Source organism: Streptomyces sp. NPDC057486, from assembly GCF_042802415.1.
In the GTDB taxonomy this organism is placed as follows: domain Bacteria; phylum Actinomycetota; class Actinomycetes; order Streptomycetales; family Streptomycetaceae; genus Streptomyces; species Streptomyces yanii.
This window is the reverse complement of sequence record NZ_JBHVEE010000002.1, coordinates 216,240-230,830: the sequence shown is the minus strand read 5'-3', so window position 1 is coordinate 230,830 and position 14,591 is coordinate 216,240. Positions and strand designations below refer to the sequence as shown.

The window sequence follows — 14,591 nt, the reverse complement described above, 5'->3', positions numbered from 1 at the left end:
GGGGTGACCGGGGCGGGGCTTGTCAGCCGTCCGGGCCCGTGGCCGTCATGGCGTCATCGGCGCGCGCCCGCGGGCACGGCCCGGTCGTCGTCGCGGTGTCCGGTCCGCTGCCCGGCGGGCGGCCTGCCCGGCAGGAAGATTCCGACCACGAGGGCTCCGATCAGGGCGACGCACGCGGAGCCGAGGGCGGTGACGTGCATGGCGCTGATGAACGCGTCGTTGGCGGCGCCGACCAGCGGGGCACCCGCCGGACCGAGCTTCTCCGCGATGCCGAGGGTCGCCTCGATCGACTCCCCCGCCGCGTCCCTGGCCGCGGCCGGGAGAGTTCCGAGGTGGCCCTCGATGTCACCGCGGTAGACGGTGGACAGCACCGAGCCCAGGACAGCGATCCCGAGCGCCCCGCCGACCTGCCGGAACGTGTTGTTGATGGCCGATCCCGAACCGGCTTTCTCGCGCGGCAGCGCCTGCATCACGGCCACGGTGACGGGCGGCATGACGTGCGCCATGCCGGTGCCCTGGACGAAGAAGACCAGACACATCACCCAGATGGGTGTACTGGCGTCGAACAGTGCGAACGCCGACAGTCCGACCGCGACCAGCAGCATGCCGGCGGTGCACACCGCACGGGAGCCGAACCGCTCCACGACCAGCCGGGCGCGCGGCGCGAAGATCATCTGCGCGGCGGCCAGCGGCACGATCAGGAGTCCGGACTGCAGGGCGCTGTAGCCGCGCACGCTCTGCAGGTAGAAGGCGGAGAAGAAGGTCACGCCCATCAGCGCGAAGAAGACCAGCGCCACAGCGGCGACGGCGGCGGAGAACGCGCCGTTCTTGAAGTACGCGATGTCGATGGCCGGGTGGCTGCTGCGCTTCTCGTGCCAGACGAATCCGGCCAGGACGACGAGACCGCCGATGATCGAGAGGAGCACGACGGCGTCGCCGAAGTCGGCGAGTTCGCCGCCGCGGATGATGCCGAACACCAGCAGGACCAGACCGACGATGGAGAGGACGACCCCGAGCGGGTCGATCCGGCCAGGCTTCGGGTCCCGGGAATCCGGCACCAGCACCGCCATCGCGATCAGTGCGACGACGACGACGGGCACGTTGACCAGGAAGATCGAGCCCCACCAGAAGTGTTCGAGCAGCAGTCCGCCGGTGATCGGGCCGATGGCGATGCCCAGGCCGACGCTGCCGGCCCAGATGCCGATCGCCTTGGGCTGCTCGTCCCGCTCGAAGACGTTCATCAGGATCGCGAGTGTGGCGGGCATCACGAACGCGGCGCCGAAGCCCATCACGGCGCGCCAGGTGATGAGTTCGCCGGGCGAACCGGACATCGCGGCGAGCGCCGAGCCGATACCGAACAGCAGGATGCCGAAGAGCAGGACCTTCTTGCGGCCGATGCGGTCGCCGAGCAGACCGGCGGTGAAGAGGAGTCCGGCGAAGACCAGCGTGTACGAGTTGATCGCCCACTCCAGCTCGCTCTGGGTGGCTCCGAGCCCGGTGGGCGACGGGCTCGCGATGGTCTTGACCGCGACGTTCAGGATCGAGTTGTCCAGCACCACGATGAGCAGGCTGAACATCAGAACGGCGAGGATCACCCAACGGCGACGGTGGATCGCCTCGGGAACACGGGGAACGGCGGCCGGAGGGCCGGACGGTATCGACATGACGGCGAGCGTATCCCATTTCGATACGAGACCGTCTCGTATTGGAAAGTCTTTGCCCAGTCGTGTCCACTTCCCGCGGACGGCCCCGGGATGCCACCATGGACGCGATCCGGGGACGCCGTCAGGGCGCCTCGAGATGACGAAGGAGCCGTTGGCAATGACGCTTCAGGCTGCACAGAACCAGCCCGCAACCCCCGCGGGGGCCTCCACCGACAGCAGCAAGGCGCTGTACGGAGGCAAGAGCACCCGCCGCATCACCGTCCACGACATCGCCGCCGCCACCGAGCGCGGCGAGAAGTGGCCCATGCTCACCGCCTACGACGCGATGACCGCGTCCGTCTTCGACGAGGCCGGCATCCCGGTCATGCTCGTCGGCGACTCCATGGGCAACTGTCACCTCGGCTACGAGACCACCGTGCCCGTCACGATGGACGAGATCGCCATCCTCTCCGCCGCCGTCGTACGGGGCACCAAGCGCGCCCTCATCGTCGGCGACCTGCCCTTCGGGGCCTACCAGGAAGGGCCGGTCCAGGCCCTGCGCAACGCCACCCGGCTGGTCAAGGAGTCCGGCGTCGGGGCGGTCAAGCTGGAGGGCGGCGAGCGCTCGCTCCCCCAGACCGAGCTGCTCGTCTCGGCCGGCATCCCGGTCATGTCGCACCTCGGCCTGACCCCGCAGTCCGTGAACACCATGGGCTACCGGGTGCAGGGCCGCAGCGACGAGGCCGCCCACCGGCTGATCCGGGACGCAAAGGCGGCGCAGGACGCGGGGGCGTTCGCCGTCGTCCTGGAGCTCGTACCGGCCGAGGTCGCCGCCGAGATCACCCGCAGTCTGCACATCCCGACCATCGGCATCGGCGCCGGTCCTGACACGGACGCCCAGGTGCTGGTCTACACCGACATGGTGGGGCTGACCGGCGGCAAGGTGCCGCGCTTCACCAAGCAGTACGCGAACATGCGCAAGGTGCTCGGCGACGCGGCGAAGGAGTTCGCCGACGAGGTCGTCGGCGGCACGTTCCCGCAGCCGGAGCACACCTTCCACTAGCGTGACCGGTCCCCTCCGGGGGATCACTGGCCATTGCCCGCACAACGACAGCCCGCCGACTTCCCCCATCGGCGGGCTGTCGGCGTGCCGACGGCTGCAGGCGTTCTGCAGGCACCCTGTCGGCAGGATGTCGGTGGGCTGTCGGTGGCGGCTGGTCCCATGGTGGACATGACGCGAATCGACAAGAACCCCAGGAGCGGCGGCAACGCCGTCGAGGTGCGGGGGCTGGTCAAGCACTACGGCTCGACCAAGGCTCTGGACGGCGTGGACCTCGATGTGCGCGAGGGCACCGTCCTCGGTGTGCTCGGCCCCAACGGCGCCGGTAAGACCACCCTCGTACGCTGCCTGTCCACGCTGATCGTTCCCGATGCAGGGCACGCCACCGTGGCAGGCTACGACGTGGTGAAGCAGCCGCGGCAGCTGCGCCGCATCATCGGCCTGACCGGTCAGTACGCCTCGGTCGACGAGAAGCTCTCCGGCTGGGAGAACCTCTACATGATCGGGCGCCTCCTCGACCTGCCCCGCACGACCGCGCGGGCCCGAGCCGACGAGCTGCTGGAGCGGTTCTCGCTCACCGAAGCCGCCAAGCGGCCCGCGATGAACTACTCCGGTGGCATGCGGCGCCGGCTCGACCTGGCCGCCTCGATGATCGGCAGACCGGCCGTGCTGTATCTGGACGAGCCGACGACGGGGCTCGACCCCCGGACCCGCAACGAGGTCTGGGACGAGGTGCAGCGGATGGTCGCGGAGGGGGCGACCGTGCTGCTCACCACCCAGTACATGGAAGAGGCCGAGCAGCTCGCCAACGAGCTCACCGTCATCGACAGGGGCAGGATCATCGCCAGCGGCGGGGTCGACGAGCTCAAGGCGAAGGTCGGCGGCCGCACCCTGCAGATCCGGCCCACGGACCCGGCCCAGCTGCCCGCCATGGCCCGGGCGCTCGCCGAGGCCGGTCTCGACGGGGTCGCCGGTTCACAGGCCGTCCCCGACGAGGGCATGTTGTACGTTCCGATCCTCAGCGACAACCAACTGACCGCCGTCATCGGCCTGTTCGCCGGCCGCGGTCTTTCCATCGCGCACATCGCCACCGCGCTGCCCAGCCTGGACGAGGTGTTCCTGGCCATCACCGGCGAGAAGACCGCGCCGTCCGTGACCGACACGATTCCCGAGGAGGTCGCGGCATGAGCACGGCGACTCTGACACCCGACGCCCCGACCGGCTCCGCACCGGCGAAGGTCCTCCCCGACGAGGGCCGGATCGGACTGCGCGGCAATCTGCGGCACATCGGCGCGCTGGTCCGGCGCAACCTGCTCCAGATCAAGCAGGACCCGGAGTCGATGTTCGACGCACTCCTGATGCCGATCATCTTCACGCTGCTTTTCGTGTACGTCTTCGGCGGCTCGGTCGGCGGGAGCCTGGGCGGTGGACGGCAGGAGTACATCAACTATCTGGTCCCCGGCCTGATGGCGATGATGGGCATGAACATCGCTTCAGCGGTCGGCACCGGGGTCAACGACGACTTCCGCAAGGGCGTCATGGACCGGTTCCGGACCATGCCGATCGCCCGTTCGTCGGTACTCATCGCAAAGATCGTGGTCGAGCTCGGCCGGATGATGGTCGCCACCGTGATCCTGCTGGGCATGGGTTTCGCCCTCGGCCTGGAGATCAAGACCTCGGTGGTCGGCCTGCTCGGGGCGGTCGCGCTGTCGGCGGTGTTCGGCGCCGCCATCATGTGGATCTTCATCCTGCTCGGGCTGTCCCTCAAGACGTCCCAGTCGGTTCAGGCAATGGGGTTCCTCGTGCTGATGCCACTGCAGTTCGGTTCATCGATCTTCGCCCCGCCCGCCACGATGCCCGGCTGGCTCCAGGCCTTCACCGACTACAACCCGCTGTCCAATCTCGCGGACGCGGCACGCGGGCTGATGCTCGGCGGTCCGGTTGCGCACTCGGTGTGGCTGACGCTCGGCTGGGCCGCGGCCATCACCCTGGTGACGGCGCCGCTCGCGGTCGCCAAGTTCCGCAAGAGGACCTGAGGACGGGACGTCCGGGGTCAGTCCCGATACGCGTCCACGAGGGCGGCGGCCTTCTCCAGTGTGAGGCCGCCGCCCTCGGCGTACGCGGCGGCGTAGGAGGCCTCCCCGAGGACGGCGCGGACCAGTTCCACCGCCCGGGCATGGTTGTCGCGCTCCAGCGACGCCTCGACATGACCGGCCGGCAGCAGACCCTCCCGGGCACCCAGCAGCCGAGCCGCGTCCGCCGCCCGGCGCTCGCCACCGAGTCCGCCGAGGGCCCAGGCCACGGTGACGAGATGAAGGGCGGACATCTGGGGTGCCACCATCTGCGACAGCGGGTCCTGGGACCGGACCAGAGCCTGCCGGCCCCGGTCGAGGGCGTCGGCGTACAGACCGTCCTCGTTGTCCAGCCACGCCATGCCGCCCAGCACGAACCCGTCGAAGATCGCCACCGTCTCGGACCGGAACTCCTCACGCAGCTCGATGAGTTGCTCCCGCGCCTCGGCCGTACGCCCGGAGCGGCCCAGCCACATGGCGAGATGGAGCCGGGCCGCCGGCATCGCCTCGTGCCCCGCCTGACGGCCCTCGGTGAGCACCTCACGGAGGATCGTCTCGGCCTCGGCGCCGCGGTCGAGCTCGGTCAGCACGGAGGCGTACCGGGTGCGCAGAAGCGACACCTGGGAGCGGGCCCCCAGCTGCTCGGCCCAGCCGATCGCAGCGAGGAAGTCGTCCGCCGCGCTGGTGTATTCGCCCTTCTTCTCATAGGCCTCGCCCCGGCAGGAGAGCGCTTCCGCGGCACCCCAGGCATCGCCGAGCCGGTTGAAGATCTCCAGGCTCTCGTCGGCGTCCGCTCGGGCCTCGCCCGCCCAGTCGGGGCGATTGGCCAGCACATTGGCGCGCATCTGGAGAGCGGCGGCGAGCTCCCATTCGTAGCCGAACTCCCGGCAGGAACGGACCGTTTCGTCCAGCAGCTCGCGCAGCCGGCCCACGTCCCCGGTGAGCAGGACCGCGAAGAACCAGAGCGACGCCGGGGCGCGGCAGGTCTGCGGCTGACCCACCCGGTAGGTGCCCGCGATGACGCGCAGCCGCTCCATGCTCTGCTCGGTGGTCCACTCGTCCATCGCATGGTCCATGCTGACCAGCTGGATCAGCCGCACCCCGCGCCGCGCCTCTTCGAGCAGCTCGGACGACATGGGCGGCGGCGCGTCGGTGCACCGCTCATGGAGCGAGGGCGCGGGCCGGACGGGCGGGGCGAACGGGTCGGGGCCGAGCTCGGCGGCCGCGTCGGACCACTGGCGTGCATCGGTCCGCAGGTCACGCATCTGCCAGTACCAGGCGAGGGAGAGGACCAGGCAGAGCACCTCCTGCTCGTCTCGGGCGGCGACGGCGCGCCGCAGGGCCGTGCGCAGGTTCTCGTACTCGCGCTCCAGGAGCTCGATGGCGGCCCGCTGCCCCGCGCCCCTGAGCTCGGGGTCGGTGGTACGGGCCAACTCCCGGTAGAAGAACAGGTGTCGCCGCTCGACGACGGTTCGCTCCCCTGCCTCGTCGAGCCGCCCTGCGGCGTACTCGCCCACGGTCTCCAGGAGCCGGTAGCGCATCTCGCCGTCGTCGGCGGGCGCGGCGACGACCAGGGACTTGTCGACGAGCGAGCCGAGCAGACCGGCGACCTCGCGCGTGTCCTGCGGCCGGTCCGCGCAGACCGCTTCGGCCGCGGTGAGCGTGCAGCCGCCGGCGAAGACCGACAGCCTGCGCAGGACGGCGCGTTCGGGCGCGTCGAGGAGATCCCAGGACCAGTCGACGACGGCACGCAGGGTCTGCTGGCGCGGCAGAACGGTACGGCTCCCGCTGGTCAGCAGGCGGAACCGGTCGTCGAGCCGGTCGGCGATCTGGCGCGGGCTGAGCATGCGCAGCCGGGCGGCGGCGAGTTCGATGGCGAGCGGCAGTCCGTCGAGCCGGCGGCAGATCTCGGCGGCGGCCGCCGCGGTCTCCTCGTCGGCATCGGTCCGGAACCCCGGCTTCGCGGCGGCGCCGCGGTCGGCCAGCAGGCGCAGCGCCATCGGGTCGGGCAGCGGGTCGACGGGGCGGACGAACTCGCCGGGTACGCCGAGGGGTTCGCGGCTGGTCGCCAGGACGGTGAGGTCCGGGCAGTGGGCGAGCAGATGGTCGGCGAGCGCGGCAGCGGCTTCGATGACGTGCTCACAGTTGTCGAGCAGGAGGAGCATGCGGCGCCGGGAGCAGTGCTCGGTGAGCCGGACGAGAGGGTCGCCCGCGCCGCGCTCGGCGGCCCGGAGCTCTTCGGCACCGGCGCCGCGCAGCACGGTCTCGCGGGCACCGAGGGCGGTCAGTACGGCTTCGGGCACGGTCTCCGGGTCGTCGACGGGGGCGAGCTCGGCCAGCCAGACACCGTCCGGCCACGCGGGCGCGACGGATTCGGCCGCCTCCTGGGAGAGCCGGGTCTTGCCCGCGCCGCCGGGCCCGAGAAGGGTGACGAGCCGGGCCTGCGCGAGGTCGTCACGGAGGGCGTCGATGTCGTCCTCGCGCCCGACGAAGCTGGTGAGCCTGGCGCGCAGGTTGCCGTGGGCGTGGGAGGCGGGGATGCGGGCCGGTTCCTTCACGGGGGCCTCTGCAGCCGCCCGGCCCGGGGCAGGCGTCCGGCCCCGGGCGTGGGCCGGCTCCTGTCCCGGCGCCCGATTCGACGGTCTGCGCACCGGCTCCTGATGAAGCAACTCCGCGTGCAGTGCGCGCAGTTCGGGGCCCGGGTCGGTGCCGAGGCGGTCGGCGAGCACGGTGCGCACCTCTTCGTACGCCGCCAGCGCCTGCGCCGTACGTCCGGCATCCCGCAGCGCCCGCAGCCGCAGCGCCTGAAGGGGTTCGTCCATCGGGTGGTCCGCGCAGAGCGCGACCAACTCGGGCAGGACCTCATCGGCCCGGCCCAGCGCCAGCGCCGCGGTCAGCCTGGCGCGGCGGGCGTCCAGGCGGCGGGCCGTCCAGCGGGCGGCGACGGCGCCCCGGTCCGGCAGATCGGCGAGAACCGGTCCGCGCCAGAGTGCGAGGGCGTCGTCGAGGACCGCCACGGCCTTCGCCGGGTCGCCCTCCTCCAGTGCGCGCGTACCGTCGCCGGCGAGCCGCCCGAAGCGGTGCAGATCGACCGCGTCCGGGTCGGCGTCGAGCCGGTAGCCGCTCTCCGCCGAGGTGATCGCCCCATGGCCGAGGACCCGGCGGAGCCGGCCGACGAGCGCCTGCAGGGCACCGACCGCGTCGGCGGGCGGATCGCCGTCCCACACCTCGTCGACGAGCACGGTGGCCGGGACCGTACGGCCGGGACGCAGCGCGAGAACGGTCAGCAGGGCGCGCAGCCGCGCCCCACCGATGACGACGGCCGTGCCGTCGTCGTGGAGTGCCTGTGTGGTGCCGAGGATGCTGTAGCGCACGCGCCCATTCTCCTTGACCGCCCTCCTCCCCGGAGAGGTGATTACGTCGCGTCATGGGACCTGCGGGAATTTCTCGCTCACGCTGCCCGTGTGGCCGGCGGCCCGTCAGGCCTTCCGCGATCGGCACCGGCCGGGTTCGGGCCGTCCCGGACGGGCATCACGCGGGCGGAGTTCCTGCTCTCTCGGGGAACAGCTCCGCACGGGGTACGGGCGCAGGTCCGGAACCACCGCGTCGGCGCGAGACGTTTCCTCCGTGCCACCGGTACGGTCGGGGTTCGTGCCCGCCCCGACGCACTCCCCCCGCACCCAGCCACCCGGAGTCGGTTGATGACCACTGCAGCAGCCCGGAGCGACCGGCGGATCAGCCCGGTCTTCCTCGGGATCGTCGCCGTCATGGCGGTATCGGGCTGGGCGGTGTGGACGGCCTTCGGGTCTCCCCCGGGGCTCGCGGTCTTCCTCTTCGTCACGGCGGCGTGGGTCGTCTCCCTCTGTCTGCACGAGTACGCGCACGCCCGCACCGCGCTGCACAGCGGGGACATCTCGATCGGGGAGAAGGGGTACCTCACGCTCAACCCGCTCGCCTACACGCACGCGCTGCTGAGCATCGTGCTGCCGGTGCTGTTCGTGATCATGGGTGGGATCGGTCTGCCCGGTGGCGCGGTCTTCATCGAGCGGGGCCGGATCAGCGGCCGCTGGAAGCACAGCCTGATCTCGGCGGCGGGCCCGCTGATGAACGTACTGTTCGCGCTCGTCTGCACGGCGCCGTTCTGGCTGCACGCCCTGGACGGGGTGCCGAGGGAGTTCCGGTACGCGCTGGCGTTCCTGGCACTGCTCCAGGTCACCGCGGCGATCCTGAACTTCCTGCCCGTCCCCGGCCTGGACGGGTACGGGGTGATCGAGCCCTGGTTGTCGTACCGGATCCGCCGCCAGGTGGAGCCGTTCGCACAGTTCGGACTGATCGCGGTCTTCGGCGTGCTGTGGATCCCGGAGATCAACCACGTGTTCTTCGACGCGATCCACAGCCTGCTGCAGTCACTGGGCGTGAGTGAATTCAGGACGTACTGCGGACGCGATGCCTACCAGTTCTGGAGCACGGCGAACCCGGCCTGTGCCGTCGACAGGCCCTGAGGACTGTCCCCCGAGGACAGTCCTCAGCCCTCGGTCCCGGCACGCTGCTTGCGGAGGTAGTACCACGCCATGTTGGACGAGAGCCCGGCCATCAGTACCCAGACGATCCCGAGCCAGCTGCCCTGGACGAAGGAGGCCACGGCCGCACCGACGGCGAGTACGCAGACGGCGAGGGCGTAGAGAGCGAGGCGGGGCATGGGAGGCGGCTCCTGTCCGGGGGCGGTGCACGGTCCCGTCCAGTGTCCCTCATGCCCCGTTCCGCTCTCCGCAGGGTGCGGCCGTCGGCGCCCGTCCGCTCACACGTCGGTGGTACGCAGGCCCGCGTGCGCCTTGTAGCGGCGGTTGACCGAGATCAGGTTGGCGACGAGCGATTCGACCTGGTGGGCGCCTCGCAGCCGGCCCGCGAAGATGCCGCGCATACCGGGGATCCGGCCGGCGAGCGCCTGGACGAGGTCGGTGTCGGCGCGGGCCTCGCCCAGCACCAGCACATCGGTGTCGATCTCCTCGATCGCCTCGTCCTGGAGCAGCACCGCCGAGAGGTGGTGGAAGGCGGCGGTGACCCGGGAATCGGGCAGCAGGGCGGCGGCCTGCTCGGCGGCGCTGCCCTCCTCGGGCTTCAGGGCGTACGCGCCCTGCTTGTCGAAGCCCAGTGGGTTGACGCAGTCGATGACGAGCTTCCCGGCAAGCTCCTCGCGCAGCGACTCCAGGGTCTTGGCGTGGCCGTCCCACGGCACCGCGACGATCACGACGTCGCTGCGCCGGGCACAGTCGGCGTTGTCCGCGCCCTCGACGCCGAGGCCCAGCTCGCCGGCGGCGGCCCGGGCGCGCTCGGCGGCGCGCGAGCCGATGATCACCTTCTGCCCGGCGCGGGCGAACCGGTAGGCGAGCCCGCGGCCCTGCGGACCGGTGCCGCCGAGCACACCGACGGTCAGCCCGGACACGTCGGGAAGGTCCCAGGGATCCTTGGCGGGGGGCTTGGGCGCGCTGCCGCTGTCGTTCGTAGTCATGGCGCCGACATTACTGCCCGCCCTGGAAGGGGAGGCCAGGTCGGCCTCCTGCGACATCCGTCACGCAGGCCCCCGTTCGGTTGGTTCGGTGCCGTTCGCCGGTGCCGGGGACGGGGTCTGCGGCATGATGCCGGGCCATGGATGCCGTACGCGTCGCCCTGCTCCGAGAAGTGCTCGCCGGGACCGAGTGGCCCGCGGCAGCCCGGCGTTTCGCGGGGACGCTGCGCTCGTCCGTCGTTCCGCACGGCGGCGGGCTGCTGCTGGTGGGGACGGCGGCGTACGAGCCGTGGCACCTCGCGGCCCATCTCGTCGACGAGTCCACCTGGTCCGGGCTGCCGGAGCTGACTCCCACGCTCGTACGGCACCGGGTGGAACCGGGCGACCCGGCCCACCTGGCCGTCGGTCTGGGCCGGATCGAGGCAGCTGGGCGGGGCCAGACGCTGCTCCTGGTGGCCCCGCAGCCGCCCGGGGCCGGGCTGCTGGAGCGGGTGCACGATGCGCGCCGGGCCGGGGCGACGGTGCTGTCGCTGGACGACGGCGACCCGGAGGTGGGAGGGCTGGCCCATGAGACGCTCGCGGTGACCGGCACCGACGATGTGGACCTGGACACCGTCCAGCACCTGGTGAGCGCCGCGGCCGGCGAGAACGGCGCCCCGGCGCCGCGCGGCCGGCGCAGCTTCCGGGACCGACTCTCCCGGCTCGCCGACCAGCTGACCGCGCCACCGCCACCGCGGTGGTGAATGGCCGCGCACCGCGGCCAAAACCGGTTGCACGCGACATGTACGGCACCGGACCATGACCCCTCGTGACCTCCGCCTCCACCCTGCCCGCCCGGCTCGCCGCGCTGCTGCCCGACCTCTCGCCCCTGCGGTCCTCGGCCGACTTCCGGCTGCTGTGGGTCCAGGGCCTGATCACCTATTTCGGCAGCTTCATGGCGCTGATCGCGCTGCCGCTCCAGATCAAGGAGCTCACGGGTTCGCCGCTGGCCGTCGGCGCGATGGGTGCGGTCGAGCTGGTACCTCTGGTCGTCTTCGGTCTGTACGGCGGGGCGCTCGCCGACTCCGCGGACCGCCGCAAGGTGATCCTGGGCACCGAGGCGGGGCTGGGGCTGCTCGCCGTCGTCCTCCTGACCAATGCCGCGCTGCCCCACCCTGCGCTCTGGCCGCTCTATCTCGTCGCGGGCGGCGTCTCCGCGCTCGCCGGGCTGCAGCGGCCCGCGCTGGACTCGCTGATGGCCAGGATCGTGCCGCACGACCAGCTCACCGCGGCCGCCGCGCTGAACTCGCTGCGCTGGCAGTTCGGCGCGATCACGGGCCCGGCGGTGGCCGGTCTGGTGGTGGCCTATGCCGGGCACGCGACGGCATACGCGGTCACGGTGGTCACGTTCGCCGTCTCCGTACTGCTGTGTCTGCGGCTGGCGCCCGCACCGCCCGCCGCGCACGCGCGGAAGCCGTCGCTGCGCGGGATCGCGGAGGGCGCACGGTACGCGTGGAGCCGGCCGGTGCTGCTGGGGACGTACGCGATCGATCTGGCCGCGATGTTCTTCGCCTTCCCGAACACGATCTTCCCGTTCCTCGCGGACGAGTTGCACGCCGAGTGGTCGCTGGGGCTGATGTACGCGGCGGGGTCGGTCGGGTCCCTGGTGCTGGGGCTGACGAGCGGCTGGACCTCACGGGTGCGACGGCACGGGCTGTTCGTGGTCTTCGGCGCGGCCGCCTGGGGGCTGGCGATCGCTGCGGCGGGATGGTTCAGCAATGTGTGGCTGGTGCTGGGCTGCCTGGCGGCGGCGGGCGCGGGCGACATGCTCAGCGGGCTCGGCCGCTCGACGATCTGGAACCAGACCATCCCGGAGGAGTTGCGCGGACGGCTGGCGGGCATCGAGGTGCTGTCGTACAGCGTCGGGCCGCAGCTGGGTCAGGTGCGGGCGGGCGCGATGGCGGGCTGGACGGGCACCCGCTCGGCGATCTGGTCGGGCGGGGTGGCGTGCGTGGCCTCGGTCGCGCTGCTGGCGGCGGCGCTGCCGAAGCTGTTCACGTACGACTCCGGGACGGACGAGGACGCCGAACGACGGCGGCAGGCGGGAGCATCCGGTCTCCCGGCGTCCGGACAGTCGAGCCCCTCCGGCGTGTGAGAAACGGCGTCCGGGGCGGAGCCCCGGGGCCGGGACTACGCGTCGGCCTCAGGAGGCGTGGAACGATCGTGCCATTTGGGGTCGTTCTCCCACTCCAGGTTCCGCTCCTGCGCCGTCTCCATGGCGTGCCGGGCCTCCTCGGGCGTGGTGTACGGCCCGAACCGGTCCTTCGCCGGGCACTCCGGGCCTTCCTCGACCTTCTTGTGCTCCAGGCAGTAGTACCATTCGCCCGGCTTTCCGACCGTGCGCTTCTTGAACAGGGCCATCATCGGCTCCTTTCCTCGGGGCCATGCTGCCCCAAGCACGCTGGTTAGACTCGCTGACATGTCTGGCCAGTCGCTCCTCGTACCAGGGGAGATCACTCCCATCCGTTCCGTACCCGGAAACATCCGGCGCCCCGAGTATGTGGGCAAGCCCGCTCCCACGCCGTACACCGGCCCGGAGATCCAGGACGCCGACACCGTCGAGCGCATGCGCATCGCGGGGCGGATCGCCGCGCAGGCGATGGCGGAGGCCGCGAAGCACATCGCCCCGGGTGTGACGACGGACGAACTCGACCGGGTCGCCCACGAGTTCATGTGCGATCACGGCGCCTACCCGTCGACGCTCGGCTACCGCGGCTTCCCCAAGTCGCTCTGCTCGTCGCTCAACGAGGTCATCTGCCACGGCATCCCGGACTCCACGGTGCTGCGCGACGGCGACATCGTGAACCTCGACGTCACCGCGTACATCAACGGTGTGCACGGCGACAACAACGCCACCTATCTCTGCGGCGACGTGGACGAGGAGTCCCGGCTGCTCGTGGAGCGCACCGAGGAGTCCCTGAACCGCGCCATCAAGGCGGTCCGCCCCGGGCGCCAGATCAATGTGATCGGACGGGTCATCGAGTCGTACGCCAAGCGCTTCGGCTACGGCGTGGTCCGGGACTTCACCGGGCACGGAATCAATTCCTCGTTCCACTCCGGCCTGATCATTCCGCACTACGACAGCCCGCACGCGACCACCGTGATGCAGCCCGGCATGACCTTCACCATCGAGCCGATGCTGACGCTCGGAACGCACCAGTACGACATGTGGGACGACGGCTGGACCGTGGTGACGAAGGACCGCAAGCGCACCGCCCAGTTCGAGCACACGCTGGTGGTGACGGAGACGGGCGCGGAGATCCTCACCCTTCCGTAGCCCTCGTACGCGATCTTTCCCACCGGGCACAGGAGCGGGATCCGGCGTATCGTTTTTACCGACAGGCCGTCGGGAAGTTGTCGACCCAGGCATGCCCGAGTTTCAGGATCGGGGCTGTCGACAGGCAGTGCTGCGCACAGTTGCTGTCGACATCCTCTCCTTCCGGACCTTCCGCCCCCTCGGTCTCCGGAGGCCCGCCTTGGACGCCACCGCCACCGCCACGCCCTTCTCGACACTCATCCGCACGGCGTCGCACGAACAGCACACCCGGGCGGAGACCTCGACCTTCATGAGCGCCCTGCTGGGCGGGCGGCTCGGAGTGGATGCGTACGCGCGCTACACCGAGCAGCTGTGGTTCGTCTACCGGGCACTGGAGGACGACGCGGAGGCGCTGCGCTCCGACCCGGTCGCGGGTCCGTTCATACGGTCGGAGCTGATGCGCACCGCCGAACTGGAGCGCGACCTGACCCATCTGCGGGGCGCGGACTGGCGCGAGGGCCTGGAACCGCTGCCCACGACGGCCCTGTACGCCGACCGGGTCGCCGAGTGCGCGCGCACCTGGCCCGCCGGTTACATCGCGCACCACTACACCCGTTACCTCGGAGACCTCTCCGGGGGTCAGATCGTCCGCGACAGGGCGGAGAAGACCTGGGGGTTCGCGCGCAAGGGCGACGGGGTGCGGTTCTATGTCTTCGAGGAGATCGCCAACCCCGCCTCGTTCAAGCGGGGTTACCGCGAACTGCTGGATGCGGTGAACGCCGACGACCGGGAGAAGCAGAGGATCGTCGACGAGTGCAAGCGGGCGTTCTCACTGAACACGGCAGTGCTCCAGGAGCTGGGAGAGGTCTTCCCACTGGGCGCGTAGGACCCCGGCGGTGCGGGGGCCAGGGGTGACCGGCCTTCGGGGGTGGACCCGGTCCGCCGTGGACGTCACGGCGCCGGCGGCACGCTCGAGTTCATCCGTCGGGCGTCGCAGTGTCGGCGACACGCCCGG

General features: G+C 71.2%; 13 protein-coding genes. 8 read left to right on the top strand and 5 right to left on the bottom strand.

All coding sequences use genetic code 11. The features are described from left to right. Positions 1-53: 53 nt before the first annotated feature. Positions 54-1,664 (bottom strand): MFS transporter, encoded by a 1,611-nt coding sequence (locus ACFU6I_RS02630; protein WP_384360566.1) that lies wholly within the window; start codon positions 1,662-1,664, stop codon positions 54-56. A 157-nt stretch (positions 1,665-1,821) separates the two neighbouring features. On the opposite strand from ACFU6I_RS02630, the gene panB reads away from it, so the two are divergent. From panB to ACFU6I_RS02615, 3 genes are all read left to right on the top strand, one after another. Then, positions 1,822-2,706 carry a 3-methyl-2-oxobutanoate hydroxymethyltransferase gene (gene panB, locus ACFU6I_RS02625; RefSeq protein ID WP_384360564.1) on the top strand — a complete coding sequence of 295 codons (885 nt, stop codon included), beginning with the start codon at positions 1,822-1,824 and terminating at the stop codon, positions 2,704-2,706. Between the two features lie 159 nt (positions 2,707-2,865). After that, on the top strand, positions 2,866-3,891 hold the full coding sequence (locus ACFU6I_RS02620) for an ATP-binding cassette domain-containing protein (RefSeq protein ID WP_384360562.1): 1,026 nt from the start codon (positions 2,866-2,868) through the stop codon (positions 3,889-3,891). Then, positions 3,888-4,739: an ABC transporter permease gene (locus ACFU6I_RS02615; RefSeq protein ID WP_384360560.1), complete on the top strand. Its 852-nt coding sequence runs from the start codon at positions 3,888-3,890 to the stop codon at positions 4,737-4,739. Before ACFU6I_RS02620 ends, ACFU6I_RS02615 begins: the two co-directional genes overlap by 4 nt. Positions 4,740-4,756: 17 nt before the next feature. Here ACFU6I_RS02615 and ACFU6I_RS02610 read toward each other — a convergent pair whose 3' ends face one another. Beyond that, positions 4,757-8,149 (bottom strand): BTAD domain-containing putative transcriptional regulator, encoded by a 3,393-nt coding sequence (locus tag ACFU6I_RS02610; RefSeq protein WP_384360558.1) that lies wholly within the window; start codon positions 8,147-8,149, stop codon positions 4,757-4,759. Between the two features lie 327 nt (positions 8,150-8,476). Here ACFU6I_RS02610 and ACFU6I_RS02605 point away from each other — a divergent pair, with 327 nt between their 5' ends. Continuing rightward, on the top strand, positions 8,477-9,277 hold the full coding sequence (locus ACFU6I_RS02605; RefSeq protein WP_345512868.1) for a site-2 protease family protein: 801 nt from the start codon (positions 8,477-8,479) through the stop codon (positions 9,275-9,277). Between the two features lie 23 nt (positions 9,278-9,300). On the opposite strand, the gene ACFU6I_RS02600 is transcribed toward ACFU6I_RS02605, so the two are convergent. Beyond that, a complete protein-coding gene (locus tag ACFU6I_RS02600) occupies positions 9,301-9,474 on the bottom strand; it encodes a hypothetical protein (RefSeq protein WP_327246712.1) in 174 nt (57 codons plus the stop codon). A gap of 99 nt (positions 9,475-9,573) precedes the next feature. Beyond that, the gene (gene npdG, locus ACFU6I_RS02595) at positions 9,574-10,284 is read right to left on the bottom strand and encodes an NADPH-dependent F420 reductase (protein ID WP_384360556.1); all 711 of its coding nucleotides are present in this window, start codon (positions 10,282-10,284) and stop codon (positions 9,574-9,576) included. 137 nt (positions 10,285-10,421) lie between these two features. Between npdG and ACFU6I_RS02590 the strand changes: the two genes are divergently transcribed. Together ACFU6I_RS02590 and ACFU6I_RS02585 are read left to right on the top strand one after the other, a co-directional pair. Beyond that, complete coding sequence (locus ACFU6I_RS02590; protein WP_384360554.1) at positions 10,422-11,024, top strand: hypothetical protein; 603 nt, start codon at positions 10,422-10,424, stop codon at positions 11,022-11,024. A gap of 65 nt (positions 11,025-11,089) precedes the next feature. Then, complete coding sequence (locus ACFU6I_RS02585) at positions 11,090-12,415, top strand: MFS transporter (RefSeq protein WP_384360552.1); 1,326 nt, start codon at positions 11,090-11,092, stop codon at positions 12,413-12,415. Positions 12,416-12,450: 35 nt separating this feature from the next. Here ACFU6I_RS02585 and ACFU6I_RS02580 read toward each other — a convergent pair whose 3' ends face one another. Next, positions 12,451-12,681: a hypothetical protein gene (locus ACFU6I_RS02580; protein WP_266990774.1), complete on the bottom strand. Its 231-nt coding sequence runs from the start codon at positions 12,679-12,681 to the stop codon at positions 12,451-12,453. A gap of 58 nt (positions 12,682-12,739) precedes the next feature. Between ACFU6I_RS02580 and map the strand changes: the two genes are divergently transcribed. Together map and ACFU6I_RS02570 are read left to right on the top strand one after the other, a co-directional pair. Continuing rightward, entirely contained in the window at positions 12,740-13,597 is an 858-nt protein-coding gene (gene map, locus ACFU6I_RS02575) for a type I methionyl aminopeptidase (RefSeq protein WP_266986302.1), read from the top strand. 199 nt (positions 13,598-13,796) lie between these two features. Next, positions 13,797-14,462: a heme oxygenase (biliverdin-producing) gene (locus ACFU6I_RS02570; RefSeq protein ID WP_384360550.1), complete on the top strand. Its 666-nt coding sequence runs from the start codon at positions 13,797-13,799 to the stop codon at positions 14,460-14,462. Positions 14,463-14,591: the final 129 nt, after the last annotated feature.

Bases quoted from the DNA above. Each gene is read 5' to 3' on its own strand.
- npdG (WP_384360556.1), bottom strand. From the start codon at position 10,284: ATGACTACGAACGACAGCGGCAGCGCGCCCAAGCCCCCCGCCAAGGAT.
- ACFU6I_RS02630 (WP_384360566.1), bottom strand. From the start codon at position 1,664: ATGTCGATACCGTCCGGCCCTCCGGCCGCCGTTCCCCGTGTTCCCGAG.
- ACFU6I_RS02600 (WP_327246712.1), bottom strand. From the start codon at position 9,474: ATGCCCCGCCTCGCTCTCTACGCCCTCGCCGTCTGCGTACTCGCCGTC.
- ACFU6I_RS02580 (WP_266990774.1), bottom strand. From the start codon at position 12,681: ATGGCCCTGTTCAAGAAGCGCACGGTCGGAAAGCCGGGCGAATGGTAC.
- map (WP_266986302.1), top strand. From the start codon at position 12,740: ATGTCTGGCCAGTCGCTCCTCGTACCAGGGGAGATCACTCCCATCCGT.
- ACFU6I_RS02605 (WP_345512868.1), top strand. From the start codon at position 8,477: ATGACCACTGCAGCAGCCCGGAGCGACCGGCGGATCAGCCCGGTCTTC.
- ACFU6I_RS02620 (WP_384360562.1), top strand. From the start codon at position 2,866: ATGGTGGACATGACGCGAATCGACAAGAACCCCAGGAGCGGCGGCAAC.
- panB (WP_384360564.1), top strand. From the start codon at position 1,822: ATGACGCTTCAGGCTGCACAGAACCAGCCCGCAACCCCCGCGGGGGCC.
- ACFU6I_RS02590 (WP_384360554.1), top strand. From the start codon at position 10,422: ATGGATGCCGTACGCGTCGCCCTGCTCCGAGAAGTGCTCGCCGGGACC.
- ACFU6I_RS02615 (WP_384360560.1), top strand. From the start codon at position 3,888: ATGAGCACGGCGACTCTGACACCCGACGCCCCGACCGGCTCCGCACCG.